The sequence below is a fragment of the Citrobacter sp. RHBSTW-00599 genome, from assembly GCF_013784065.1.
Classification (GTDB): domain Bacteria; phylum Pseudomonadota; class Gammaproteobacteria; order Enterobacterales; family Enterobacteriaceae; genus Citrobacter; species Citrobacter braakii.
In genome coordinates this window covers 814,159-838,576 of the sequence record NZ_CP056717.1, presented here as the reverse complement: position 1 = coordinate 838,576, position 24,418 = coordinate 814,159, and the positions used below count along the sequence as shown (strand labels likewise).

Annotated in this window: 17 protein-coding genes and 3 pseudogenes; 13 read left to right on the top strand and 7 right to left on the bottom strand. The window is 50.4% G+C overall.

The genetic code is table 11. From position 1 onward, the window contains the following. Positions 1-779 precede the first annotated feature (779 nt). Positions 780-914: pseudogene (locus HV243_RS25475) on the top strand (IS110 family transposase); the annotation flags it as partial. 98 nt (positions 915-1,012) lie between these two features. Here the strand turns inward: HV243_RS25475 and HV243_RS25470 are convergent. After that, entirely contained in the window at positions 1,013-1,222 is a 210-nt protein-coding gene (locus HV243_RS25470; RefSeq protein WP_016151030.1) for a hypothetical protein, read from the bottom strand. A gap of 189 nt (positions 1,223-1,411) precedes the next feature. On the opposite strand from HV243_RS25470, the gene HV243_RS04035 reads away from it, so the two are divergent. Further along, the gene (locus HV243_RS04035; RefSeq protein ID WP_052322942.1) at positions 1,412-1,657 is read left to right on the top strand and encodes a hypothetical protein; all 246 of its coding nucleotides are present in this window, start codon (positions 1,412-1,414) and stop codon (positions 1,655-1,657) included. An 11-nt stretch (positions 1,658-1,668) separates the two neighbouring features. After that, the gene (locus HV243_RS04030; protein WP_234400791.1) at positions 1,669-2,304 is read left to right on the top strand and encodes a hypothetical protein; all 636 of its coding nucleotides are present in this window, start codon (positions 1,669-1,671) and stop codon (positions 2,302-2,304) included. A gap of 166 nt (positions 2,305-2,470) precedes the next feature. Here HV243_RS04030 and HV243_RS04025 read toward each other — a convergent pair whose 3' ends face one another. The 6 genes and pseudogenes from HV243_RS04025 to HV243_RS04000 form a co-directional block, all read right to left on the bottom strand. Beyond that, positions 2,471-2,995: a phase-1 flagellin repressor protein gene (locus HV243_RS04025; RefSeq protein WP_047660983.1), complete on the bottom strand. Its 525-nt coding sequence runs from the start codon at positions 2,993-2,995 to the stop codon at positions 2,471-2,473. Positions 2,996-3,075: 80 nt separating this feature from the next. Then, positions 3,076-4,569 carry a flagellin gene (locus tag HV243_RS04020; RefSeq protein ID WP_047660984.1) on the bottom strand — a complete coding sequence of 498 codons (1,494 nt, stop codon included), beginning with the start codon at positions 4,567-4,569 and terminating at the stop codon, positions 3,076-3,078. A 338-nt stretch (positions 4,570-4,907) separates the two neighbouring features. Continuing rightward, a pseudogene (locus HV243_RS04015) lies at positions 4,908-5,801 on the bottom strand (IS3 family transposase); the annotation flags it as partial. A 12-nt stretch (positions 5,802-5,813) separates the two neighbouring features. Beyond that, on the bottom strand, positions 5,814-6,965 hold the full coding sequence (locus HV243_RS04010) for an IS30 family transposase (RefSeq protein ID WP_040063370.1): 1,152 nt from the start codon (positions 6,963-6,965) through the stop codon (positions 5,814-5,816). An 86-nt stretch (positions 6,966-7,051) separates the two neighbouring features. Then, on the bottom strand, positions 7,052-8,392 hold the full coding sequence (locus HV243_RS04005; protein WP_008786676.1) for an IS110 family transposase: 1,341 nt from the start codon (positions 8,390-8,392) through the stop codon (positions 7,052-7,054). Between the two features lie 230 nt (positions 8,393-8,622). Then, positions 8,623-8,865 (bottom strand): annotated as a pseudogene (locus HV243_RS04000) (transposase); the annotation flags it as partial. 824 nt (positions 8,866-9,689) lie between these two features. On the opposite strand from HV243_RS04000, the gene HV243_RS03995 reads away from it, so the two are divergent. The 10 genes from HV243_RS03995 (at position 9,690) to HV243_RS03950 (ending at position 24,384) form a co-directional block, all read left to right on the top strand. Continuing rightward, on the top strand, positions 9,690-10,427 hold the full coding sequence (locus tag HV243_RS03995; RefSeq protein WP_047660986.1) for a glycine zipper domain-containing protein: 738 nt from the start codon (positions 9,690-9,692) through the stop codon (positions 10,425-10,427). Between the two features lie 79 nt (positions 10,428-10,506). Beyond that, entirely contained in the window at positions 10,507-10,989 is a 483-nt protein-coding gene (locus HV243_RS03990) for a hypothetical protein (RefSeq protein WP_023288353.1), read from the top strand. A gap of 81 nt (positions 10,990-11,070) precedes the next feature. Further along, a complete protein-coding gene (locus HV243_RS03985) occupies positions 11,071-12,183 on the top strand; it encodes a tellurite resistance domain protein (protein ID WP_073970863.1) in 1,113 nt (370 codons plus the stop codon). Positions 12,184-12,232: 49 nt separating this feature from the next. Beyond that, entirely contained in the window at positions 12,233-13,678 is a 1,446-nt protein-coding gene (locus HV243_RS03980) for an SrfA family protein (protein ID WP_047660987.1), read from the top strand. A gap of 17 nt (positions 13,679-13,695) precedes the next feature. After that, on the top strand, positions 13,696-16,764 hold the full coding sequence (locus tag HV243_RS03975) for a virulence factor SrfB (RefSeq protein WP_047660988.1): 3,069 nt from the start codon (positions 13,696-13,698) through the stop codon (positions 16,762-16,764). Next, entirely contained in the window at positions 16,764-19,478 is a 2,715-nt protein-coding gene (locus tag HV243_RS03970; protein WP_047660989.1) for a virulence factor SrfC family protein, read from the top strand. The genes HV243_RS03975 and HV243_RS03970 overlap by 1 nt, the downstream gene beginning before the upstream one ends. After that, positions 19,472-20,491 carry a hypothetical protein gene (locus HV243_RS03965; RefSeq protein ID WP_040232063.1) on the top strand — a complete coding sequence of 340 codons (1,020 nt, stop codon included), beginning with the start codon at positions 19,472-19,474 and terminating at the stop codon, positions 20,489-20,491. Before HV243_RS03970 ends, HV243_RS03965 begins: the two co-directional genes overlap by 7 nt. After that, complete coding sequence (locus tag HV243_RS03960) at positions 20,488-22,455, top strand: vWA domain-containing protein (RefSeq protein ID WP_040232062.1); 1,968 nt, start codon at positions 20,488-20,490, stop codon at positions 22,453-22,455. Before HV243_RS03965 ends, HV243_RS03960 begins: the two co-directional genes overlap by 4 nt. After that, entirely contained in the window at positions 22,455-23,180 is a 726-nt protein-coding gene (locus tag HV243_RS03955) for an ABC transporter ATP-binding protein (protein WP_047660990.1), read from the top strand. Before HV243_RS03960 ends, HV243_RS03955 begins: the two co-directional genes overlap by 1 nt. Next, positions 23,170-24,384 (top strand): ABC transporter permease, encoded by a 1,215-nt coding sequence (locus HV243_RS03950; protein WP_025999345.1) that lies wholly within the window; start codon positions 23,170-23,172, stop codon positions 24,382-24,384. The genes HV243_RS03955 and HV243_RS03950 overlap by 11 nt, the downstream gene beginning before the upstream one ends. Positions 24,385-24,418: the final 34 nt, after the last annotated feature.

Sequence of the window (24,418 nt, the reverse complement as noted above, 5' to 3'; positions counted from 1 at the left end):
ACATCCATTCACAAATAATCAGTTTATTACTATCTGAATGACTATACCTGATACTGCTATATCTTTATCAGTTAATATTTCTGGGGATTGTAACTATTTGTATCCATACAATAGTCAACCATTTTAATCGGTGACTCCTCCTATACTACTGTTACTGATGTTTGCATCATACAGTCTAATGAAGTAGTTACCATAAACATTCTGTATGATTAGTAAACTAGGTAACCCCCTTCCCGTTTAAGCCTAGAGACTAAAAGTGATGTAAGACATGTAAGGCCATTTACTGTACAACTGGTGGTATCATTACTACCGACACCTGAAAACAAAACAACCATCTGCTGTTTGGCTTGGATTCATTTAGCAAGTTCAATCGTTAAGTAATTTCATCCTAGCTTCACTCAAGAGCATACCATATGCCCAAGCATTAATTGAACGTTACTTAACAAAAATGGGGTATATTCAAACGTCTTATTGACCGTTTGAATTGTGACAACTGGCATTATCATTCCTGTACCCTGATGTATTAAGAACCAGGATACTACTATTTGACCATTCCTACCCCGTGAGGAATGGTTTTTTTTATCTTATATTCTGTCCTCTACCCTGAAGTCCCAAGAGAATGTTAACGCCAACTAAATACTTAATCCGTGGAGTTTATAACCAATTAATCACTTTCAACATTGTATAACAAACGGAACAAAATTTACGTCCTCAAGATCCTTGATCTTTTTAATATCAGAAGCCTCCACGCCGCCGTATCTGAACTTCCAGTTAATGGGATGGGCTACCTCCTCCCTCTGCGGTTAACTGTACGAAATGTGTTTAGCAGGAGAATCACCCTGAATATCGTATTTCTGGGTATTGATCTGGCTAAAAATGTCTTTCAGCTCTGCGGATTAAACCAGGCCGATAAGTCAGGAAAAATCAACCATACGTCAGGCATCTGTAGCGTTTGCGTTGTCTTGTATCACAGACTGTATCCCACTTTGTATCACAACGATAGCCCTGAAATTTACTCGCTATCAGTCGTGTCGAAGCTTTTGCTGTACGGGCAATGTTTCGATTTCGTGACGTAGGTAAACGTGTAAATGCTATTGGAGTAGACGCACAAAGTGCGACCACTCTTCGTGATTGACTGTTCCGGGTTGCTCATCGTTATTCGACCCGCATTAGCGCTAAACGGTAACAATAAACCGCATAATATCAATACTGTACCTTTCATCTTTAACCCCTCAATGTCGTTGCTCACCAATCATGGCTACTTAGTAGCCTTCTCTCGTTCAGATGATTATAGTAACCACAATGATCAATTTTACCGATCGATTTTATGATTTCGATCGATTAAAGTGATTAACATACATCCATGTATTTGCCCATGGGGTACTAACTCTTTCCAGCTAAGGAGACTGTTTTGAAGAAGATTTTTGCGATATTTCTGGGGCTTGGTATATGCAATGGTGTACTGGCGGAAGATGGCTCGCCTGAACTGAAATCAGAAAGTCAGGCTGTTGTTCGTGATGCTGGTTATCAATGTGACAAAGTGAATGGTGTCTTCCCTGCGGCTTTTGGTGGCTCAGTCACTGTGTTCTGCGATGAAGTCTATCAGTATGTAATTAAGGACAAAGGCGGGCGGTATACCGTCGCAGTTAATAATTAAGGGCTTGTATCATGGCAATGAGGTCTTGCAGAGAGTGTGGGCAGAAGGTTTCTTCAGAAGCGAAAGTGTGTCCAGGGTGTGGTGTTAAAAAACCATATCAGACTCCAGTGAGAGGATTCATTTTTTTAGGTATCATCGCGATCGCGATTTATAAAGGATGTAGTGGCGGAGGTAGCGAGAATACGGGGAACTCCTATTACTCGAATGATGTAGCTAGCAACGATGCCCCAACAAGTCAGCCATTTGTTGCGCCTGAAGCTGTAAAGGTAAAGAAAGCTGCGTCGGTGAACCTTATGCCAGCATCAACTACACCATTCACTCAATCTCAAGTCTGTAGGGCAGCAATTGCAGGTATGTTTGGTAAGAATGTGGGTAAAACTCAAGTAGCCAAAACGAAAACGGCTGGGGTGTTTAATGTTTCATACATCCGCCCTTCGGATAACCAGCGTTTTTCATTCGACTGTAAATTATCTGATGACAACGTGATTTGGAAAGAATCAGGTCAAAGTTCTAACCGTTGGCGGGGCACTGGTAATGTTGAATTTAATGTGGTGTTTATGGTTCGAGATGACGAACTCACAGTGAAAGAGTTACACGCGGACTCTGACGATGTAACGTACAAATTTTCAAAGAAAGATTTCCGGTGACGCATCTCAGGGGCTGCATCTAGCGGCCTCCTTTCGTAACGTCATGTTGAAAACAAAACAAGGTGCAAGATCAGCTAAACGAATCCATATTTTTCGAATTAGTTATTCAGTCTCTTGACCAAATATCCTTTTAAAAACACTGATAACCAACTGATAATATGAAAGTTTAATCAGAGTAATCTGAAGAGGTTATTCTGCTAACCCAGTCAAACATGATCTGCATATGGTTGCCATTAGGTCTAATCATTCCAACCTGACAAGCATTAACGCCAGTTGTTTCACCTATCAGAATGCGCCCATCTAGCATATGTACTTTTATACCCACCCCTTGTTTGAAACATTTATTGCAAATAGAGAAAAAGTCCTTCCTTGTTGGATCACATGGCTGAACATTAAAAAGATCAGCAGCAATAAGTCTTGCGGTTAAATTTTCGCCAATCGGCAATTCTTCGAGTGATGCGAGAAACTCAAGTTTTACCTCAATCCTATTGCTTCCCTTAGCTTCATCAGATGCCAAGATCATATTTTCTTTCTGATTAAACTTTGAAATATAACCAATTATTGATTGCCCATTACTGCTTACCAGCTTCACAGGATAATCATTGAAGCGTAGAAATTGTATCCTGCGAGCAAGCATAGAATATTCCCGAGGCCATTTTTCCGCTTCTCGACCATATGAGATGTCATTCATAACTATTGTACCTTAGAACCAGTTTTAGCACATTAAACAAAAAAGCCCCGCAATCACGGGGCTTAGTACTATAAACTATATTAACGCAGCAGAGACAGTACGTTCTGTGGAACCTGGTTGGCCTGTGCCAGTACAGAAGTACCTGCCTGTTGCAGGATCTGTGCTTTGGACATGTTGGACACTTCAGTTGCGTAGTCAGCGTCTTCGATACGGCTACGTGCAGAAGTCAGGTTGTTAACGGTGTTACCCAGGTTGGTGATGGTAGAATCGAAACGGTTCTGCACCGCACCGAGGTCACCACGTAAGGTATCAACCTGAGAGATCGCTTTATCTAATACATCTAACTGGTTACGAGTAGCTTCGCTGGCAGCACTTTGTTTGACAAGACTTGCATTCGCAGATCCTGCGTCTTTAACAAAAATGACTTCTGAATCACCTTTAACTTTAACTGCACCACCTGCATCAACAGTATAATCAACTTTACTTGCGCCAGCACCAATGCTCAATTCACCACCAGTTTTTGTTGCTTTCTGCTGGATAAGATCAGACTCTTTAGCTGCAACGTTATTAGCATGAGTAGTTAGTTTATTAGAATTCGCAGCACTTTCTTCATAAAGTCCCCCGCCCGAAATGGCAAGGCTAGCATCCGCACCAGTAGAACCATTGGTAGACCCAGTCACTGTCAAGGTAATTTCTTTGCCATCAATATTAGCTGTGAACTTACCATTTCCTTCCTCAGTAGCATCGCCAGTCGCAGTCCAGGTCGTTCCTTTCCAATCAATAGTTCCTCCCTGCTTAACATCAGCAGCCAACTTCGCTACATCCGCAGCGTGAGTACCTGTGGCTGGGTTTATTTCCGCGTTACCACTCTTAGTTACTAATGAACCAGAAGCAGCGCCTACATAGACTTTATCTGGAGTGGTACCAGTAGTAACAGCCCCAGATTTAACGTCAACGTTATAAGCTGTAGCACCGAGGCTATAACTTGTAGTTCCTGTAGCGCCAAAATCTTTAACTAACTGATCAGCAGTTGCAGCTTTATCACCTGTAACACGGAAACCATTAAGCCCCAAAGTACCACTGGTGATTTCTTTAAGATTGATGGAAATGCTTTCATTATCATTTGCACCAACTTGAATTTTCAGGGTGTTATCCTGAGCCAGAACTTTCACTCCGTTAAACTGAGTCTGACCAGATACGCGGTCAATTTCACTCAGACGCTGAGTAATTTCAGCCTGAATAGAATCCAAATCGGAATCAGAGTTTGAACCATTAGCTGCCTGAACAGACAGTTCACGCACACGCTGTAGGTTGTTGTTGATTTCGTTCAACGCGCCTTCAGTCGTCTGTGCGATGGAGATACCGTCATTGGCGTTACGAGAAGCCTGAGTCAGACCTTTGATGTTCGAAGTAAAGCGGTTAGCAATCGCCTGACCTGCTGCGTCGTCTTTAGCGCTGTTGATGCGCAGACCAGAGGACAGACGCTCGATAGCAGAGCTCAGGGAAGACTGAGATTTGTTCAGGTTGTTCTGAGTCAACAGCGACAGGCTGTTGGTATTGATAACTTGTGCCATAAGATTTTCCTTTTGGTGTATAAGCCAGGCTTACCTGTGTCATTCAAGTTATCGACCACTTTGGCCTAAACTTTATCTTTTTTTTAATTACAACAAGACGTTGTTTTTATTTGTTTTTTAGTAAATCAGGGGCAACTCACAGTACGCACAAATAATGTGATTTTTTTATCAAGACCTGCTCTCCTTTGCTAATTCACAAAAAATTGCTAGGCGATTGCAAGATCGGTCAAGCGGGTTCCAACAGCTTCCAACGGCAACTCTCGATCTTTTACAAATATCATACAGGTCAAATGCATCGACCTAGTTAGTATCAACAATCGTGAATCGCCACGGATAATCTAGACACTTCCGAGCCGTTGATAATACTGGTTTTCATATTCTGTCGGTGACATCTGATTGCTGGAACCATGCCGACGCTTACTGTTATAAAACATTTCGATGTAATCAAAAATATCACTGCGGGCTTCTTCCCGCGTTCCGTAGATCTTTTTCTTTATCCGTTCGCGTTTCAACAACTGGAAAAAGCTTTCTGCAACCGCATTATCATGGCAGTTACCGCGACGGCTCATGCTGCCCTCCAGGCCGTGTGATTTCAGGAACGACTGCCACTCATGGCTTGTGTACTGACTGCCCTGATCCGAATGAACCAGCACCTGTTTTTGGGGATTACGCCGCCATACAGCCATCAGCAGTGCGTTCAGGACAATGTCCTTTGTCATCCGGGATTGCATGGACCAGCCGATAATTTTGCGTGAGAACAGATCAACAACCACAGCAAGATACAGCCAGCCTTCGTGGGTCCTGATGTAGGTTATGTCTGTTACCCAACGCTCATCCGGAGCATCCGGATTGAACTGTCGCTGGAGCCTGTTGAGCGACACGATACTGGCCTCGCCTTTACGTGCCCGCGGGCTCCGGTATCCGACCTGAGCTTTTATCCCGACACGTTTCATCAGTCGCCAGACTCTGTTCACTCCGCACTGTTGCCCGCTGTCCCGCAGATCCAGATGGATTTTGCGATAACCATAGACGCATCCCGATTCCAGCCAGAACTGTTTAATCTGTCCTGTCAGTCTCAGGTCTGCCTGATGGCGTTGAGAATGCGGCTGCTGAAGCCAGGCGTAAAAACCACTGGGATGAACATCCAGCACCCGACAGAGCAGGCGAACAGGCCAGCAACAGGTGTTGTCACGGATAAAGGCGTACCTCAGTCGGACAGCTTTGCGAAGTACGCCGCTGTAGATTCAATCTGTCAACGCAACACTCCTTTCAATTATCTCTTTCGGTGTTTTGAACTTCAGTGTCTTTCTTGGCCTGTTGTTTAGCTGAGTTGCGACTTTATCCAGCTCATGTTGAGTATATTGGGCAAGGCAGGTTTTTTTGGGAAAGTACTGTCGGATTAATCCATTAGTGTTTTCGTTTGTTCCTCGCTGCCAGGGACTCTGAGGATCGCAGAAGTAAACTTTAACGCCCGTGCTACCAGTAAATTCTAGATGCCTAGCCAGCTCCATTCCTCTGTCCCATGTCAGTGATTGCCGGAGTTCAGGTGGCAAGCTCAGGAATTTTTCTGTAAGAGCCTGATTCACTGAGAAAGCGTCTTTTCCTCTGAGTTTCAGGATGATCGTATAACGTGATTTTCGGTCTACAAGTGTGGCGATATGCGAGTTTTTTGTACCTGACACCAAATCGCCTTCCCAGTGCCCCAGAGAGCGTCTGTTATCGATATGCCGCGAGCGTTCGTGGATTGGCGTTCCGTTTACTATGTTGATGGTGCCTCTTTCACCTTTACGAGTATGGCGTCTGCCATGACGTAGGCTGTGCGATCGGCGCAGATGCTGTACATTCAGGTGGTGTAGTGCTTCACGACTACGAAAATACAGCGTTTTATAAATTGTCTCTGGCGATATTCTCAGTGTTTTTTGACGCGGCTTCGTTCGTCTTAACCATCCTGATATTTGCTCTGGCGACCACTTCATCTCCAGCTTTTCCAGAACAAGCTCTCGCAACGGTAAATTCTGATCCAGTAAGCACGGTTTTGGTCTTCTCGCCATCCTGTTGGCCCGGTTATTAGCATCTACAGCTTTGTAATAGCGCCTGCCTCGATTGCGCTGAACTTCACGTGAGATCGTCGAAGGACTACGATTTAGTGCAGTAGCTATCGCACGAATGCTCATTTTGGCTGACAAACCGGCTCGTATTTCCTCGCGCTCAGATAGCGTCAGGTGAGCCACAGCCCGCTTGCGCTCATTGGGTTTTATACCGCCAGTATCCCTTAACATAGTGAAGATGGTTCCTGGTTTCGAACCCAGGATATTAGCTATCTCGCTGAAGCCTGTTCCGTTCTTCCACAGTTCAAAAACAGATGCTTTTTCCTTTGCTGTAAATGTCCGTCTCATCCAAAGATCCTCCGCAACCTCATGTTTTCACATAACTGTTGCGCTGACCAATTGAATCTACAGCGGCTTCCTGAGAAACTCCCGGTTCACACGCATAACTCGGGATCTTGCTGGAGAGAGTAACCCAGTGATTTTGCCCTTCGTTTAAGCCCGTCGAGTACGCGATTACGGTAGCGCTCTTCATAATAATCCGCGCCAGGATCGACATATTTCTGACCGTATTTAAGGGCATTGTAGAACAGTATTGCCAGTTTTCTTGCCGTTGCAGTGACTGCTTTTGCTTTCCCGATACGGGATGATAATCGACGATAAAAAGCACCCAGCGCTGTATCGCTCCGGCCAATTGTTGTGGCTGCCAGTCTTAGTGCAGCAGCAATTCGACTGGATGAACGCCGTGTTTTCGAGGACAGTACTTTTCCACCGGAGATCTTATTCCCCGGGGACAAACACAGCCACGAGGTAAAATGGCTCGCATCCGGCCAGCGATTCATGTCAGTACCGCATTCGGCAACGAATTTTAGTGCCAGATAAGGTCCGAACCCATGTATCTGTGTCAGGTCTGCTCCGGTAATTTTCCAGAGTAATGGCCTGACATCAAAGGAAAGCTGATTGGGCTGTTTTGTACGATGTCTGGCGGAGGGCAATACTCCTTCAGGCTCTTCAGTTCCGGTGCTGAGCTGCAATAATGAAGTTTCGATTTGATCATCACACTCACGGATTTTTTCCTGGTAAAAATCGAAAAATGCCACCGACTGTTCAAGTGCAAAAAGATGTTCAGGCTGCCAGTTCCCTGTCAGTGCCTGTTGAAGAACCTCTGGCGTCTTTTTACATCTGACATCACGATACTGGATCAATACTGAAGGATCGCGCTCACCACTGACAATAGCTCTGACGATTGAAAGACCGGTAACGCCAGTAATATCCGATACGGCATGATGCAATTGAACATTCATCTGCATCAACGCCTTCTGCATATGTTGGATATGAGCAGCCCGGTATTCAGTCAGGCGTTCCCGTTGTCTCAAATAAGACCTGAGTACGGAAATGTCGTGTTCAGGTCTGAAACTGGCCCGAAGAAGGCCAAATGAATGCAGCTTCTGCAGCCACTGTGCGTCATTGACATCAGTCTTGCGACCGGGAACATTTTTTGCGTCTCTGGCATTAACAAGGATCACATTGAAACCCGCAGCCTCAAGGATCTCAAAAGCAGGCAACCAGTAAACGCCAGTGGACTCCATGGCAATGGTCGTAATGTGACAGGTTTTGAGCCAGTCGGACATCCGATGAAGGTCGCCAGTGAAACTTTGAAAAGTTCTGACCGGCTCGGCGTCAGCATCCGGTGGAACGGCGACTACGTGGAATTCAGCGCCAATATCAACGCCCGCAGCATGAGGATGGATAACAGACATTCGGGAGGATTTTTTCATGGAAATCTCCTTGCTCATTTTTCGATGAACGAAGGAGGGGACGACGGAGAAATCACCTTCCTGAACGGGATCAAAGTCACCACTGCCGGATCCGCCACAGTCCCTGAACCATGTTTTTTTACGGGGTCATACCACCAAAAGGCCGACGGCTGCTTCCTTCGCTAAATTAGCCTGCCAACTTTTCCGGGGAGTTTCTGAGACTCAGGACGGGGTTTCACCCATGGACAGTTTTTTAATATGTCCCGTTCGTCGGTAACCCGCTTCAGCTCTTTCTGGAGACGACGGATCTCGGCCTGAGCATCTGACTGTTCTTTATTAGTGGAAGAATCCGGACCGTACTTCTTTATCCAGGCGTAAAGGCTGTGGGTGGTGATATCGAGACGTGTTGCCACGCTGGCAACAGAATAACCGCGATCAACAACCTGTTTGACTGCTTCAGTTTTAAACTCTTCGGGATAACGCTTACCGCTCATGGGCACCTCTCTTTAAGCCATCTTAAATGACTCTGAGGTGTCTGTTAAACCCGTGGCGATTCACTACACCCTTTTTTAGATTCATAGATACTTGCATCAGATCACGGACATATAATCAAGAAGGTGATAGTGAATAAAAATTTCATGCATATTAAATTAAAAACACTCCTATCTCCCAAAAGTATATTTCAAGGTTTCCATTAACATTCCCGCCTGCCACTTTACGTACACTCATCCTTCCACGCATACACAAAACACTGCAACTAATAAACAACTACATTAAGGTATCAAATACAGATTACATCGGCGAAAACAAGAACTGTAACCCTACCTACATCACAAGTAAAGACGGCAGCATACTTGTGATTTATCGGCATTTCTGGCATGATCTTTAGTGTGTTTAATACAGATTAATCAGTTGAATCAACATTCTAATTGTACACACTGGAAAAATGTCAGACGCTGAGATACATTCACGGAATGTATGTTTTATGTGGAGATATCCTCCCATGTTTCATGGTAAGGCCTACGAATTCGAAAATGTCGATTATTTTTGAAAAAGATGTGTTTCAGCAGCAAGGCCAACATAAAGTGATACGAAAACACAAAATTGCATAAGCTGTCAGTGCGGGATACCTACGAACACATAATAACGCATTACAATTAATTTATTGCTTATTATTTAAATACTCTTTGAATAGCTCTTTTGACATCTTATAACTAATACAATAATCAGTAATGTCGGACAAAATCATTACTAATTCTAAATTTTTAGTTGATACAGCTTGCTTGTCGTTACTTAATTATTTTTAAGGAAAAAGATTGTGAATACATTTAACCGAACTACCACATGCATCGTGATTTCCGCAGCATTGTTACTTGGAGGCTGTGCCAATACCGGAAGCTCTCTCCTGTCTGGGACAAAGCCGGATCCTCGCCTTACCACCACAGAACAATCACAGTTCTTTAGCGCTTCTGGTGCACAAGGTTGTGGCGTAGGCGCCGTATCCGGCGCAGCTCTCGGCGCGTTAGTAGGGGCGCTAGCAGGTGACTCGAAGAAAGCGCTTGCCGGCGCTGCAATTGGTGGCGCAACTGGCTGTGCTGCAGGTATGACCGCTAACTACTATCTTGATGGCCTGAAAAAAGATTATGCCTCTACAGCCGATCGTCTGCAGGCTATGGATAATGACATCAGCAAAGATACCGCAGCGGTTGAAAAATCGACGCTGGCGATGAAACAAGTTATTAGCGAAAACCAGGCCACCTTAACCAAAATCAGCATCCAAAAAGATAAAGCTGGATTTGATAAAGTCGGTGCGAAAACCCAGCTGGCGCAAATTGATGCCAACATCAGCAAGATGAAAGAGACCATGAAAGGCATGAAGGATAAAGAATCTGCCTATAAGGTCGCTTTACAAGGTCAAACGACCACCACAAGTGCAGAGAAAAGCAAGCTGGCAAATTTGAACAGAGAATATGCCAATCTCAATAGCAAGATTGCTGCTCTGGAACAAGAAACCAACGAGCTGTATGAACAGCGCCAGGCGATCTCCCTTGGTTAACCCTTTCGGCCGATAGCATTATCGGCCGGTTTAAGACTGCTTAAAGCAGCGTTATTCGACGCTAATGATGGATTATTTGATGAGAAAATACGCACTTCTTGCCGCCCTTGTCCTTACGGGCTGTACTACGTCCCCCCAGGACTGTGATTTACACGCACAAGATCCAAGCTTTATTACCAAACTGAGCTGCGCCACGTCGGGTGGTTATCGTCAGCAGGTTGATCAAAAAGAACAGCAGGTTCGCCTGAGCCAATATCAAAATGAATCGGCCAGGCAACAGCAGGATTATACCCAAAACAGACAGCAGACCTTAAATCAAAAGCTGGCAGATGAACAAGCAAGGCTAAATGCCGTGCGTTCGGATCTGTCGCAGACTCTCGCAAAACTGAAATCAAGCAAGATTCAAAGCCGCGAACGCCAGCAGGAAATTGCCAAATTGCAGGAGCTGCAGCGCCAGTCACAAACGGCAACGAGCGCCAGCGAAATTTCAGCGATTGAGAAAAAGGTCGCCGAAGCCAAGCACAAAATTAAAGTTCTCGAAGAAGCAAATACGCTCCGCTAAAAGCGCAGAAAACGTTCCGGCTGTCTGAGATGCGATGATACACATCTCATGCATATCACCCACAACAATAATGATTTGCTTATGCAACGATTAACAACTGCCGCGCCGATTGATGAAGCAACGCTGACAACCTATGAAGAGACGGTCGGTATCATACATCGTCATCTTCCTCCTTCACTGGCGCTGCTGTATGCCACCGCGCGTCGCAATGCCGAAGGACGCCTGGAGTGGTGGACAGCACGTCAGGGGCTGGCTAAACCTTTTTCCGCACTGAATGACGCCGAACGGCTGACTGTTGAGAATAAACGTCAGCAATATCAGGACATTCTGGCGGGGTTAATCAGCCAGCTGGCCGCGCGCGGCGAAGATAAGTCAGCACATGCGTTGCAAACGCTGCTCACCCAATCACACCACCTCGACGGCTATAGCGTCGGCGGCGAACCGGTGTTGGTCAATTGGGCCACAGCCAGCACAGCGGCACCCCTCCATACAGTAGTGGTTATCCCCTGGTGGCGCGGTTTTCTTCCTTGGCTGGCATTATTGCTACTGCTGCTCCTGCTCGTCGGTGTCTGGTGGTGGTTTACACATCGCCCGGCCGTGAAGCTCCCCGTTGTTACACCAACCCATACCGAATTAACTGACACCAATCCCAGCGTGAAGCTTGAGAAACGTCAGGATTTTGGCCGGATAAAAATCAATCTGCAGTGGAAGCAGGGGGACCACAAAGAGCCTGTCGATCTCGATATTGCCGCCTTTGTGCGCTTAAAAAACGGTGAAATCAGCGGCGCTGAGGCGCTGAGTCATTTGCCCGGCAACTATGACCAGCCACCGTATCTGCTGCTGCAGGAAGATCTGCGTGAAGGCAATGACGTGGATGGCGAATGGCTTTTCGTCAACGGCAGCCACTGGCAGGACATTGATGAGGTGCTGATTTATAGCTTCATTTACGCTGGCACCGATAACTGGCAAGGGACAAACGCCTCCGTCACCCTCTATGTCCCCGAACAGCAGCCGATTACATCCATGCTCACGGATAGCGACCAGCGTAATAATGTCGCCGCCATCGCCAGGCTCAAAAATGTCGATGGCAATATTCAGGTTGAACGCCTTGACCGTTTCTTCCCCGACCGCGAGTCGATGGATAAGCACTATGGCTGGGGTTTCAAATGGACGCCCGGCGCGACCAAAAATTAGCCTGTACCACTGTGGCTTTAGTCAAATTACAGCCTTTAAGGGTTAGATAATGCGAAATTCGATTCAGGGACCACTACTTCGTACCGGAAATAACTCTTCATTCAAGGCGCTGGGTGAAACGGGCTATCCTGTTTTCAAGATGGCCTTCCAGCTACGCGAAGCCATCTATCGTCTTGATGCAGGGCGCGATCTGGCCCGTCATCTGGCTATCCCGCAAAACGATCAGGGCGGTGACAGAACCGACTGGTACAGCAGTTTTCCCGGCGATGTTATCCCGTGGAGCGGCGCAAGCGAAGCGGAGCGAGAATCGGCGCGCCAGCAATTTAATGCGTTTCAAATGGCAGTGCAGTCACTAAGCGAACAGCTGCTCAACGCGGAGCAAAGCGGAACCGGCGGCGATCGTCGGGTCTTTGCCCAGTTGCTTAAATCTGTGACCCATTTCCCCGATTATGAGTTTGTCTATCTCGTTAATGGAACGCTGGTGATCACCTTTTGGGGGTTTGTCCACCCGGAAGGGGAACAACGTCACCCGATGCATTGGCTGAGTTCATCGTCCGTTCCCGCCGCCGCCCTCGCGGCCGTTCCGCCGCAGGCCAGCGCCACGGAAAAAACCGTCGAACCCGCTCCCGCGCCCTTTGTTGATATTCGAACGCGCCGCTGGCGCTGGCGTTGGTTGCTATGGCTACTTTTGGCGTTACTGCTGCTGGCGCTGCTGTTAGGGCTGCTCCGCGGCTGCGCTCCTTCTCTTTCCCTGCCGGGCCTCCCTGGTCTTTCTGCGGATAAAACCACGGTCACCGCTGAACCTGTGGCTACGCACCCGGCCACCAGCACCCATGACGTGGCGATCAGGGGGTCAGAAACCGCCGTTGGCGCTCGCGCCGTACCCGGCATTGTGGAAGGGTCAACCGCGGACGCGCATCCTGCGCTGGATTCAACGGTGCCCGCGATGCCTGCCGACACATTTGACAGAGCGGTAGACGGCGATGCGCCGCCGCCGGCTAACGCAAATGAAGCCAGCGTAGAACCGCCACTGCCGCCCGGCGTACAGGATACCCACGACGAGCAGACGCCTCCGGGCGTGACTCCGGTAACCGCCCCGCCGCTCGTTGCGCCGCAGGGCGAACCGTTAACCCTCCCGGCCACGCTGCCGGACGGCCCGGCGAAGTTTCTTAACGGCGAATGGCGCGTGAATGGCGGTATTCAGGACAAGCACACCGGACGCCCGCTCCAGCTGCAATATAATTTTGACCAGGGCAACGGCACCGTCAGCGTCCGCCAGTCCAGCGGCGTAACGTGCCGTGGCCCAGCCAACGGTAACGTGCAGCAGGGGGCGCTCAACATTACCAACCCTGAGCAAATGACCTGCAGCGATGGCTCAAACTTTATTGTGCCGACCATCGAGTGCAAATCACCTTCCGCGGGTCATGCCGATTGTATTGGCAGCAACGATGGGGAAAAAACCTTCCCGATTCGTATGCTTCAACCTAATTCCTGAACAGGGACGAGATAACTATGTTGCCCGAGATTGTATCTTTTGATCGTCAAGTAACCCTGGTAGGCGACTCCGGGATCCAGTTTATGGATTTTGGTTTGTCTCCAGGACGTTTGCCCGCCGGTGAATTTGTTAAATTAGCCAATGGCGTATTGACCCGTTTAATCTACAACGAACAGCGTGATTACTATTTTTATCAGCCCAGCCCGGCAAATATCGAGAAGGCTAAAAGCCAGTACGATATTCCCGTTGAGCAGAGTCTTAAGCTGTTTGACGGGACATGGTTGCCGCTTCCCCTACTCCGTTTCAGCCCGCCTGACGTCTATCAGGAAGGGCCGCTAAACTGGGCGCGTTTTCGTATCGTCAAGCTGGACAAGCCTGATATGGATGGGCATAGCCATCGAATGACGTTGGCTATCGATACTCGCGTAATGGCCAAACAGCAGGCCGCCGCCGACCTCAGCCCGAACCAGGAAGATGTCAATGCCGGGGCAACCTTTGCGGTGGCGACAGCTACTTATGCCCTTAACTGGTATCTCACGCAAGAGTGGATTGTCGACTGGCTGAAAGAGGTATTTAAAGAGGCGAGCAAAGGCCGGGATATCGACGAACGCGAGCAGGAGCTTAACCAGCAGTATCCGCTGGCGCACTACCTTAACCTTCTTTCACTGATGGCGATTCCCGTCGAAGGTTTGCAAAGTCAGACCGCCCCCATCATTGAATTGCCGCAGTTCAGGGTCATCGCCAATCGGGAAACTAACGCTATCAAGCCTATTCCCGTTGATTTGATCCTCGATGTCGGTAACTCACGCACCTGCGGTATTCTCATTGAAGATCATGGGCAATCAGGTTCAGGTATGCAGCACAACTATGTGCTCAAATTGCGCGATCTTAGCGCGCCGGAACATGTTTATACCGAACCCTTTGAAAGCCGGGTCGAATTTTCACAGGCCTTCTTCGGCAAAGATCACTGCTCGGTGCGTAGCGGCCGCCACGATGCCTTCCAGTGGCCGACGATCGCTCGTATCGGCGGAGAAGCGGGTCGTTTAGCGGCGCGCCGAAAAGGCAGCGAAGGTTCAACCGGCCTCTCCAGCCCTAAACGTTATCTTTGGGATGAAAAATATTACGGTCAGGGCTGGCGATTTAACGGTAGCTACGTGCAGGACAGTAATCCACTCGCCACCGCTGCGCCGTTCGCGAATCTGATCGATGAACGGGGCGAGGCGTTACACACCATCGAAGATGAGATGGATCGCATCCCAGTCTTTACGCCACGCTATTCTCGCAGTTCTCTGATGACCTTTATGCTCGCGGAAGTATTAACCCAGGCGATTAGTCAGATTAATAGCCCGGAACAGCGCATACGTCAGGGACACGCAGGTATTCCGCGTCAGCTACGCCATATTATTCTGACCGTGCCGCCCGGTATGCCGATGGCTGAACGTTGCGTACTGGATGACCGTATGCGTCAGGCGGTCGGTTTAGTCTGGAAAGCGCTACGCTGGCACAACGGCGAAAACGATCCTTATGAGGATGAGCAAGAAGATCATAGTCAGACAAACATTAAAATTCCGCTGCCAAAAATCAGGGTCGAGTGGGATGAAGCGTCCTGCGCGCAGTTGGTTTATCTCTACACCGAGATAAACCAAAACTTTGCCGGTCACCCGGAGTCGTTTTTCGACGCCCTTAGCCGACCCGACAGCACGCAACGTGAAAGAATATCCATCGCATCTATCGATGTCGGCGGCGGCACCACCGATCTGGTCATCACCGATTATCATCTCGATCGCAATGGTCATAGTGGGGGCGGCGCTAACGTCCATATCATCCCGCAGCAGCGTTTTCGCGACAGTTTTAAAATTGCCGGCGACGATATTCTGCTAGATGTCATCCAGTCCTATGTGCTTCCAGCCTTTGAGCAGGCGCTGCGTGAAACGGGGGTCATATCCGTTGAGACGCTGATGTCTCAACTGTGCGGCTCGCAAAATATTAGCGCGGCGGAATCCGTGCTGCGCCAGCAGCTCACCCTGCAACTCTTCGTTCCCCTCGCGTTGCACATTCTGGGTAAATACGAGCAATTCGATCCGCTGGACGAGCAAACGCATATCGTGATTAACCAACGTGTCGGCGATCTACTGCCGGTAGGTTCTCTGCGTGATGAAGTCGAGGGCTTTGTTCGCCGCGAAGTACAAAAAGCTGGTGGCCCGACCGATTTCAAACTGGCGGAGGTAATGCTCACTCTGCCGCTCGCCAGAGTGCATAACGATTTGTGCTCGGGTAAGTTCAACATTGATAAAGTGCTAACCGCGCTGTGCGAAGTGCTGAGCTATTATCATTGCGACCTGCTACTGCTGACGGGCCGCCCTTCGCAGCTGCCGGGCATTCAGGCAATTATCCGTCGCAACCTGCCGTTGCCGCCGGGGCGTATTTTACCGCTGCACGGTTATCAGACCGGCACCTGGTATCCGTTCCATAAAAATGGCCATATCGACGATCCGAAGAGCACCGCCTCCGTTGGCGCGATGCTCACACAGCTGTGCGCAAATCACAGCATTCCTAACTTCCATTTCCGTACCTCGGCGCTGAAGCCTTACTCAACGATTCGCCATATTGGCACCATTGATATGGATAACCTGATTCGCAGTGCCGATATCGTTTATCGCCATATCGAATCGGAGAACGGGCAGATAAAACTGCCGACATTCACCGACGAAAATGGCGAGAACACCACGCAAAGTATCATCATGCGTGGCGATTTGCGGCTGGGTTATCGTCAACTGGATGCCGAACGTTGGGCCGCCGCACCGCTTTATACCTTACGTTTTAGCGAAGAAGGCCGTAAGAAGTTTTCCGCCGCCTTCTCCGTGGATAACGGTTCACCGTACCTGAAAGTGAGACTGGCTATCGACAAAGGCAAACGGGCGCGCCAACTGGGCTTAATCAGCGATCGGTTGATGATTGCGGATATCACCAGCAACACCGATAAGTCATTCAGCAAGCGTGATGTAGATCTGGAACTCAATACTATGCCCGATACGGGGCTCATTGATAGCCGACACTGGCTCGATAGCGGGAGTGTTAAAAAATAATGAATAGCGATCAAAAATCTCTCACTCAGGGTTGGGCAGCTATCGCTCAGGGCTGTCAGGACGCACTTGGCTGGGTTGATGCAGTGCGTTCCGGTTCACGTCGCCTCGACAACGAGGCGGATAAACTCAACCTTAGCTTGCTCCGCACGCGTAACCAGGCCAATAGCCTGACGTTGGTCGCCAGAACGCCAATGACCGTCGGTTTTTTTGGCATTTCTCAGGCCGGGAAATCCTATCTCATCTCCGCGCTGGCAGCGGGCAGCAATGGTTCACTGGAAGCCCTTTATGGCGAACGGCGCGTCGACTTTATCAAAGAAGTGAATCCCGTCGGCGGCGGTAAAGAGGCCACCGGCCTGGTCACCCGCTTCACCCGCCAGGCCCCCGCTGCGCCTGCGGGCTATCCTGTGCCTCTGCGCCTGTTCAGTGAAATCGATCTGGCCAAAATTCTGGCAAACGCCTGGTTTAATGATTTCAACCACGAGCAGCTGAGCTTTCAACTTGATGAAGCCAGGGTTGAAGAGCGACTGCGCCCCTTCCTACAACGCGCCACACAAGCAAAAAGCTATAACGGCGTGAGCCAGGAAGATGTGGTTGCCTTATGGGATTACCTGAACGCCTCGTTCAGAAAATCGGTTGAAAAACTTGAACACGCCTATTGGCCGCAGGTGTTGAAAATTGCCCCTGCGCTGAGTCCTGGTGAACGCGCAGAGCTATTTTCTTTATTGTGGGGAGAACTGCCGGCCCTCACCGAGACCTATCGTTCATTAGCCAATGTGCTGACCAAACTCAATCATGCCCGGACGGTGTTCGCCCCGCTGGAGACGCTGATCGATCACAGTAATGGCAGCATTATGAACGTCGACAGCCTTAACCGGCTAGGCTCCAGCCAGGATCGCCACGTGGAGATCCGCTACTGGAAAGAGGAACAGCAAATCGGCAGCGCCAGCTTAACCCAGGCGGAACTGGCAGCGTTAACCACCGAGCTTATCTTCCCGTTAGCGGAAGTCGAGGCCGACAGCGTCGTGGAGCAGGTCGATCTGCTTGACTTCCCTGGGTATCGCGGGCGTCTTAAAATTACCGCACTGGAAGAGGCCGGTAGAGAGGGGCTTAATCCCATTTGCCAGCTTCTGCTGCGCGGTAAAGTCGCCTATCTGTTTGAACGTTACACCGATAATCAAGAGATGAACGCGCTGGTCGTGTGCGCCAGCTCCGCCAAACAGAGCGATGTTGCTGACGTCGGTCCGGTATTAAACCGCTGGGTAGAAAAAACGCAGGGTAAAAGCGCCGAAGAACGTCAGGGCCGTAACCCTGGGCTGTTCTGGGCCATCACCATGTGCGATATGCGCATCAACAGCAGTCTGCAACTCACCACCGAACAGTTAAAAGAAGGCTGGGAAGGTATGCTGCACATGACCTTGCTGGAGCGTTTCGCCCAATATGATTGGCTGCAGCAATGGGCGCCCGGCCAGGCGTTTAATAACTGTTTCCTGGTGCGAAAACCGGGGCTGGATAATCCGTTCATCGACCTAAAAGACGGTACAGAACAGGAGCGAAACAAGGAAGCGTGCATCACCGAGCGCTATCGCCAGAAGCTCGACGAAATGGGCAGCACCTTCATTAGCGCTAAAAACGTGCTGCAACACGTCACCGAGCCGAGCAAAGCCTGGCACGCGATGCTCGAGCTCAACGATGGCGGCATGGGACGCTTAACCAAAGCGCTGCGCGGCGTCGCGCATCTGGAATTCAAGCTGGCACGTTTGCAGCAACAACTTGAGCAGTGTCGCGAGGAGACCGGCAATCGCCGCCTGGGCCGCTGGTACGAAAAAGACGGCGACGGGCAGCTCGTGAAAAAACAGGCCATCGCGAAAGAGCTATGGCAGGGGCTGTCCGCCTGCTCCCACAGTATGGGAGAGCTAATTAATCGTCTGGATCTGCCGACGCAGGAGCTTAATAACATCTATTTAAGCATTCGCGACCGCAACCCGGAACCGTCAAGCGATGGCGACAGCCTGGCGGCAAACGCGTTTAGCGCCAGCCCATTTGGCAACAACCCCTTCGGTGATAACCCGTTTGGCAGCGATCCATTCGCCGCCGCACCGGCTGAAATCGCCGTGGTTGACGCGCCAGCGTCAACTGCCCAGGAAAGAGTCGGCCAGGACGATGATTTCGCCCATCAGGCGTTTAAAGCCTGGGTCGCGCATCTGCGTGAACTGCCGCAGCAAGCGCCGCAGTGGCGTCAGTTGGGGATGAACAGCGAACTGATTAATCATCTCAGCGAAGAATTGATCACCGCAGCCACGCGCCTCGATCTGGAAGGCACGCTGAAACGCGCGCTGGCGGGTCAGGAGCAAGCGGGTACGCGGCGTGAACATCTTATGGCACGCCAGGTTCTGCGAGCCCAACTGACTATGCGTGATTTTATCGCCTGGTTTGGTTATCTCACTCTACCGCCTGAAAAGGTGCCCAACAGCTACGTTGGCGAGAAAAATAAAGTCTTCCTGCGCCAGAAACCGCTGATGAACGACGAGCTGCCGCAGCTCGCCGCCGTTGCGCCGCAGCCGGGTGTCTCTTATCTGGGAGACTGGCTATCCGCCCTGATGAGCGTCGTACTTGATAACGCTGGTCATAGCGCCACGCGCGATATTTCCGTCGAACATAATCGCCAACTTGGTCAGATTATCAGCCAATTAAAACAAGAGAACATGCCATGCTAGCTAAAATCATCGCCTGCCAACCGGCAGAGCCGGGTACCGCACAATTGATGGTTCGCCTGCGTGGCGAAACTGCGGTGCTGCCCGATCTGACCTTTACGCTTTGTAATAACGAGCAGAACTATCTGCAGCCCGATGGCAGCTGGAGCCCTGCACAGCACTGGTTTACTGTCAACGGCGGTTACTCCCTGGCCAACGGCAGCGGCTTTCGTATCGGCCCTACTTTACTTGACCCTTTGCTGGCAAACGCAAGCCAGGTCCAGATTCAGATCAAGCTGGCTTCAGGAGAAGTGCGCAATACCACCCTCCAATTGGTGCGTGATGAGTTGCTCTCTTCTGAAGCCAGGGGCGCGACGGGTAATTACAGCAGCAGCAGTATGCTGGCAACCCCAGAAACCGACTCCGCACCAGTGGCCATCGTAGAAGCGCCCGTCGCAGAATCTGAAACCATTGCGCCGACCATTCATGCCGAGCCGCAGCCGCAACAAAAACCTGCGGCTTCCCGCCTCCCGCTCATCATCGCCGCCATCCTGCTTTTAGTGGTGATTGCTGGCGCGCTTTGGTGGTTCATGGGCCGGGACAAAGGTCAGGAGGTGGTCCCGGCGGTACAAGCTCAGCAAGCCCCCGCCGCCGCCGCCCCTGAAGCGACGAACACCGAGCCTAAAGCCCCGGCTGGCTGTTCCGCACAGAGTTTAGACACGCTGAGCGAGCTTGAATTCGTGCAGACGTGCGTTCAGGAAAAACTCGATAGCGATAAACTGCTGGCCATTATCCAGTCAGCGAAAGAGGCGAAGAAATGCGGCGTCGCCCAGCGCCTGTACGCAAATCGCGCGCAGGGCGGCGATACCAAAATCGCCCTGATTTACGCCGGTGAGTACGATCCGAAATACCATCAGGCAAGCGAATGTTTCAAAGAGGCGGATAAAGATACCGCGGCCTATTGGTACGAAACGGTACTACAATCAGAACCCGAGAACCAAACGGCTAAGCAGCACCTTGAGGAGCTAGCAAAATGACCCGGACTTTTTTTTGCCGTCTGGCGCTGCCATTATGCGGCCTGTTGTTCAGCGGGCACCTCTTTGCCGCCGAGGGCGATAAACCGCTGCTTCAGGAAGGGAAGAAAACGCTATACCAGCGCATCCTGACGACGCCAGGCTGTAAGCTTAGCGACAACGCCGGGGATGAAAATGGGCAGCTTCAGCCTGCCTTTAGCAGCCTTTATGTTTATCAAAAGGAAGAGGCTAAGGGGCAAAGCTGGCTTAAAGTCGGGCCGGATAGCTATGGCAAAACCCTTGGCTGGTTGCCGAAATCCTGTACCGTAGACTGGAAAATGCAGCTGACGCTGGCGTTTACCAACCCGGCCAACCGCGATCGGTTACTCTTTTTCAAAGAGAAAGAAAGTCTGGATAATATTCTTTCTGCCCCCGATCCTGTCTCTCTGGTGGCGCCGCTGCGCGCCAAATTGAAGCGTGACGGCCACGCTGAAGGTATTCAGGCCCAGGAGCCGGAATATTTTGTCGATCTGCAAAAGCAATTTTATCTGCTGCCAATCCTGAGCGGCGAAGAGGTCATGACCGAAGATGGCTTCTATACGCGCCTGCTCAACGTGGCCTCCGTCAGCAAGGCGGATGATAACGCAGCGGCAAAACAAGATAACGACGTAAACCAGTTGAAAGGCTTTAACGCTTCGGTGGTGTTCGTTATCGATTCAACCATTTCAATGGGGCCGTATATTGAGCGCACTAAAGAGGCGGTCAATAAGATCTACGACAAAATTAAACAAGAGCATCTGGATGGGCAGGTCAAGTTTGGTTTGGTCTCTTATCGTTCAAATACCAAAGCCGTACCGGGACTTGAATATAACACCCGCATTTTCGCCGACCCTAACCAGGTCAAGGACGGCGCGGATTTTCTGCAGAAAGTCGCCGATCTTAAAGAAGCGAAGGTCTCAAGCTCTTTATACGACGAGGATGCCTATTCCGGCGTGTTATCAGCTATTGATGACATTGACTGGAGTCCATTCGGCGCCCGCTATATGGTGCTGATTACCGATGCTGGCGCGATTGAGGGCAGCAATAAACTTTCAGGAACCGGCCTTGATGCCAGCCAGCTCCGTCTGGAAGCCGGTAACCGCGGCATTGCTATTTATACGTTGCACCTGAAAACCGCCAGCGGCAAAGCAAACCATACCAAAGCCGAGGGCCAGTACCGCGATCTCTCCAATTTTGATAGCACGCAATCTAACCTTTATCAGGCGGTGAATGCAGGCGATATCAAAATGTTCGGTCAGCAGGTTGATGCCCTGGCGTCAGCCATTACGGAACAGGTGAAAGCCGCCTATATGGGGGATGCCGCCATTGGCAGCGCGCTGTATGCCAAAGATGAGGGGCAAAAGCTCACGGCGGAGCAGAAATTGCTCCAGGATACGGCGTTAATCGGGCATGCGATGCAGTTAGCCTATTTGGGCAAACGCAACAGCACCCAAGCCCCGCTGGTGTTCCAGGCCTGGATTAGCGATCGCGATCTGATTAAGCAGAACATCCCCACAACAGATGTTCGCGTGCTCTTAACCAAGGGACAGCTGAGCGATTTAAGCGATGCCGTCAGCCAGATTCTGAAAGCCGCTAATGAAGGGATGATCTCGCCCACTAAGATGTTTGAACAACTGCGCACCGTTGCGGCAACAATGGGGACCGATCCTAACCAGTTGAAACAGCAAGACAGCGCGAGCATCGGCGATCTTGGCGTGCTGGGCGAGTATCTGGCCGATCTTCCCTACAAAAGCGATGTGCTGAATCTCGATGAAGAAACGTGGAAAAGCTGGGATGGGCTGTCACAGGAGAAATTTATCCGCACACTGTCATCCAAGCTGCGTCACTATCAAAAATATAATGCAGATGTCGACCGCTGGGTCGAGCTGGCGCAAGGTAGCGATCCGCGCGATCGCGTGTATCCCATCCCACTGGAAATGATGCCCTGATGCTGCACATTGAAGACTTGTGCGTGGTTCGTGGTCAGGATCATCAGGCTCACCGTGTTTACCTGCCGCAGCTTTCGCTGCGGCCAGGCGAGGTGGTGGCGGTAACGGGTGAAAGCGGCTGCGGTAAAAGCACGCTTCTGGAAGCCATTGGTTTAGTGTTGCATCCCAGCAAAATTGGGCGTTTCACGCTCAGCAAAGGGACACAGCAGCAGGATATTGCCGCGTTGCTTCTGGGCGAGCGACATAATACACTCGCTGCGATTCGGGCACGCGAACTTGGCTTTGTATTACAAAACGGTGGCCTCCTTCCCTACCTGAACGTCAAAGATAATATTCTCTTGCCGTGCCAGCTGCTGGGAGCCCGCCCTGACAGCACCATGCTGGATAGGGTCATCGACACGCTAAAACTGTCGCCACTACTGGCAAAATATCCTACCCAGCTCTCCTTTGGCGAACGGCAGCGCACCGCTTTTGCGCGCGCGATATTACATCGCCCGGCGCTGGTACTGGCAGATGAACCGACGGCGGCGCTCGATCCCTACAATGCCCAGAAACTATTTAGCCTGTTTATCGAACTAGTCCGTCAGGAAGACATGATGGCGCTGGTCGTTTGCCATGACTGGCCTCTGGTCAAACACTTCAATTTACCCTGTTTAGCTGCGCAGCCAGAATCGCTGACGGCGTCATCACAGAGCGAACGGGGAGGTACTTACTTTGTCCTTTAATCGTGCAAGACTGCTCGGTCGCCTTGCAATGCAAGACCTGTGGCACGATCGCATCATCTCTTTTTGCATCGTCTCCTCTCTTGTTGCGGTCATCGCCCCTTTACTGCTCCTTTTTGGCCTGCGCTTTGGCATTGTGAACCAGTTACAAAACGATCTGGCCAACGATCCCCGCAATCTGGAGATCCGCATGTTGAGCAGCGGAAGCTACGATCAGCACTGGATCACGCAGCTACGGCAGCGGCCTGATGTCGGCTTCGCCATCGGGCAAACGCGCTCGCTCAATACGCTGACTGACTTGCAGACGGACAGCACACATTTTATTGAAAATGCGGAAGTCATTCCGACAGAGGCTGGCGATCCTTTGCTCGGCACGCAGGTGCTCCATCATGACCATGAAGTTGTTATTACTCAGGAAGCGGCACGCAAGCTGGCGGTGAAAACCGGTGATACGCTCACGCTACGCGTGAGTCGTATGCTCGATGAACGCCGCGAATGGGGACGTAAGCGCGTGACCGTTGTGGGGATTTTGCCAGCCACCTATTTTAATCGCCCCGCTATCTTTACCCGCCCCGCGTTATTAATGGCTCTTGAACATTTTCGCGATGGCTATGCGGTAACAGCGTTAGGGGTCGCCAGCGGCGCTCAGCTTAACGGTAACGCGCCGCGCTACGCCCGCGCAAGGTTGTACGCACGCGATATTGACCATGTCGCCAGCCTTGAACGCGATTTGCGCGCCCAACGCATCGAAACCACCAGTCGGCTGGCGGATATTGAGAATGTAAAAAGCATTAACCGAGTGTTGGGCATCATCTTTAACACGATCGCCATCACCGCGCTCATTGGCTGTATCGCCTCGTTAATCGGCTCGTTTATCGCCAATGTCGATCGTAAACGTAAGCATATTGCTGTACTTCGTCTGCTGGGCTTCACGCGACCAGCCGTAGGCGTTTACGTCATTAGTCAGGGCGCTTTGCTCAGCCTGATGGCCTATATCGGCGGTTTTGGCATCTATTTTTTAGCCAGCCAGATATTTAACCGGGCGCTGTCCACAAGCCAGGCCACCGGTCAGATGATTTGCAAGATAACGCCCTTACACGGCCTTATCGCACTCTTACTGACGCTGGTTGTGGCGACGCTGGTTGCCGGTATCGGTGCCTGGCGCGCGATCCATATTGAACCTGCGCAGAGCCTGCGCGAGGCATAACCCTTATTTTTTTAATTTGCCCTAAGCATCTATT

Coding starts and splice junctions, on each gene's coding strand:
- HV243_RS25470 (WP_016151030.1), bottom strand. CDS start 1,222: ATGAAAGGTACAGTATTGATATTATGCGGTTTATTGTTACCGTTTAGC.
- HV243_RS04030 (WP_234400791.1), top strand. CDS start 1,669: ATGGCAATGAGGTCTTGCAGAGAGTGTGGGCAGAAGGTTTCTTCAGAA.
- HV243_RS04025 (WP_047660983.1), bottom strand. CDS start 2,995: ATGAATGACATCTCATATGGTCGAGAAGCGGAAAAATGGCCTCGGGAA.
- HV243_RS04020 (WP_047660984.1), bottom strand. CDS start 4,569: ATGGCACAAGTTATCAATACCAACAGCCTGTCGCTGTTGACTCAGAAC.
- HV243_RS04010 (WP_040063370.1), bottom strand. CDS start 6,965: ATGAGACGGACATTTACAGCAAAGGAAAAAGCATCTGTTTTTGAACTG.
- HV243_RS04005 (WP_008786676.1), bottom strand. CDS start 8,392: ATGAAAAAATCCTCCCGAATGTCTGTTATCCATCCTCATGCTGCGGGC.
- HV243_RS03990 (WP_023288353.1), top strand. CDS start 10,507: ATGAGAAAATACGCACTTCTTGCCGCCCTTGTCCTTACGGGCTGTACT.
- HV243_RS03985 (WP_073970863.1), top strand. CDS start 11,071: ATGCAACGATTAACAACTGCCGCGCCGATTGATGAAGCAACGCTGACA.
- HV243_RS03980 (WP_047660987.1), top strand. CDS start 12,233: ATGCGAAATTCGATTCAGGGACCACTACTTCGTACCGGAAATAACTCT.
- HV243_RS03975 (WP_047660988.1), top strand. CDS start 13,696: ATGTTGCCCGAGATTGTATCTTTTGATCGTCAAGTAACCCTGGTAGGC.
- HV243_RS03970 (WP_047660989.1), top strand. CDS start 16,764: ATGAATAGCGATCAAAAATCTCTCACTCAGGGTTGGGCAGCTATCGCT.
- HV243_RS03965 (WP_040232063.1), top strand. CDS start 19,472: ATGCTAGCTAAAATCATCGCCTGCCAACCGGCAGAGCCGGGTACCGCA.
- HV243_RS03960 (WP_040232062.1), top strand. CDS start 20,488: ATGACCCGGACTTTTTTTTGCCGTCTGGCGCTGCCATTATGCGGCCTG.
- HV243_RS03955 (WP_047660990.1), top strand. CDS start 22,455: ATGCTGCACATTGAAGACTTGTGCGTGGTTCGTGGTCAGGATCATCAG.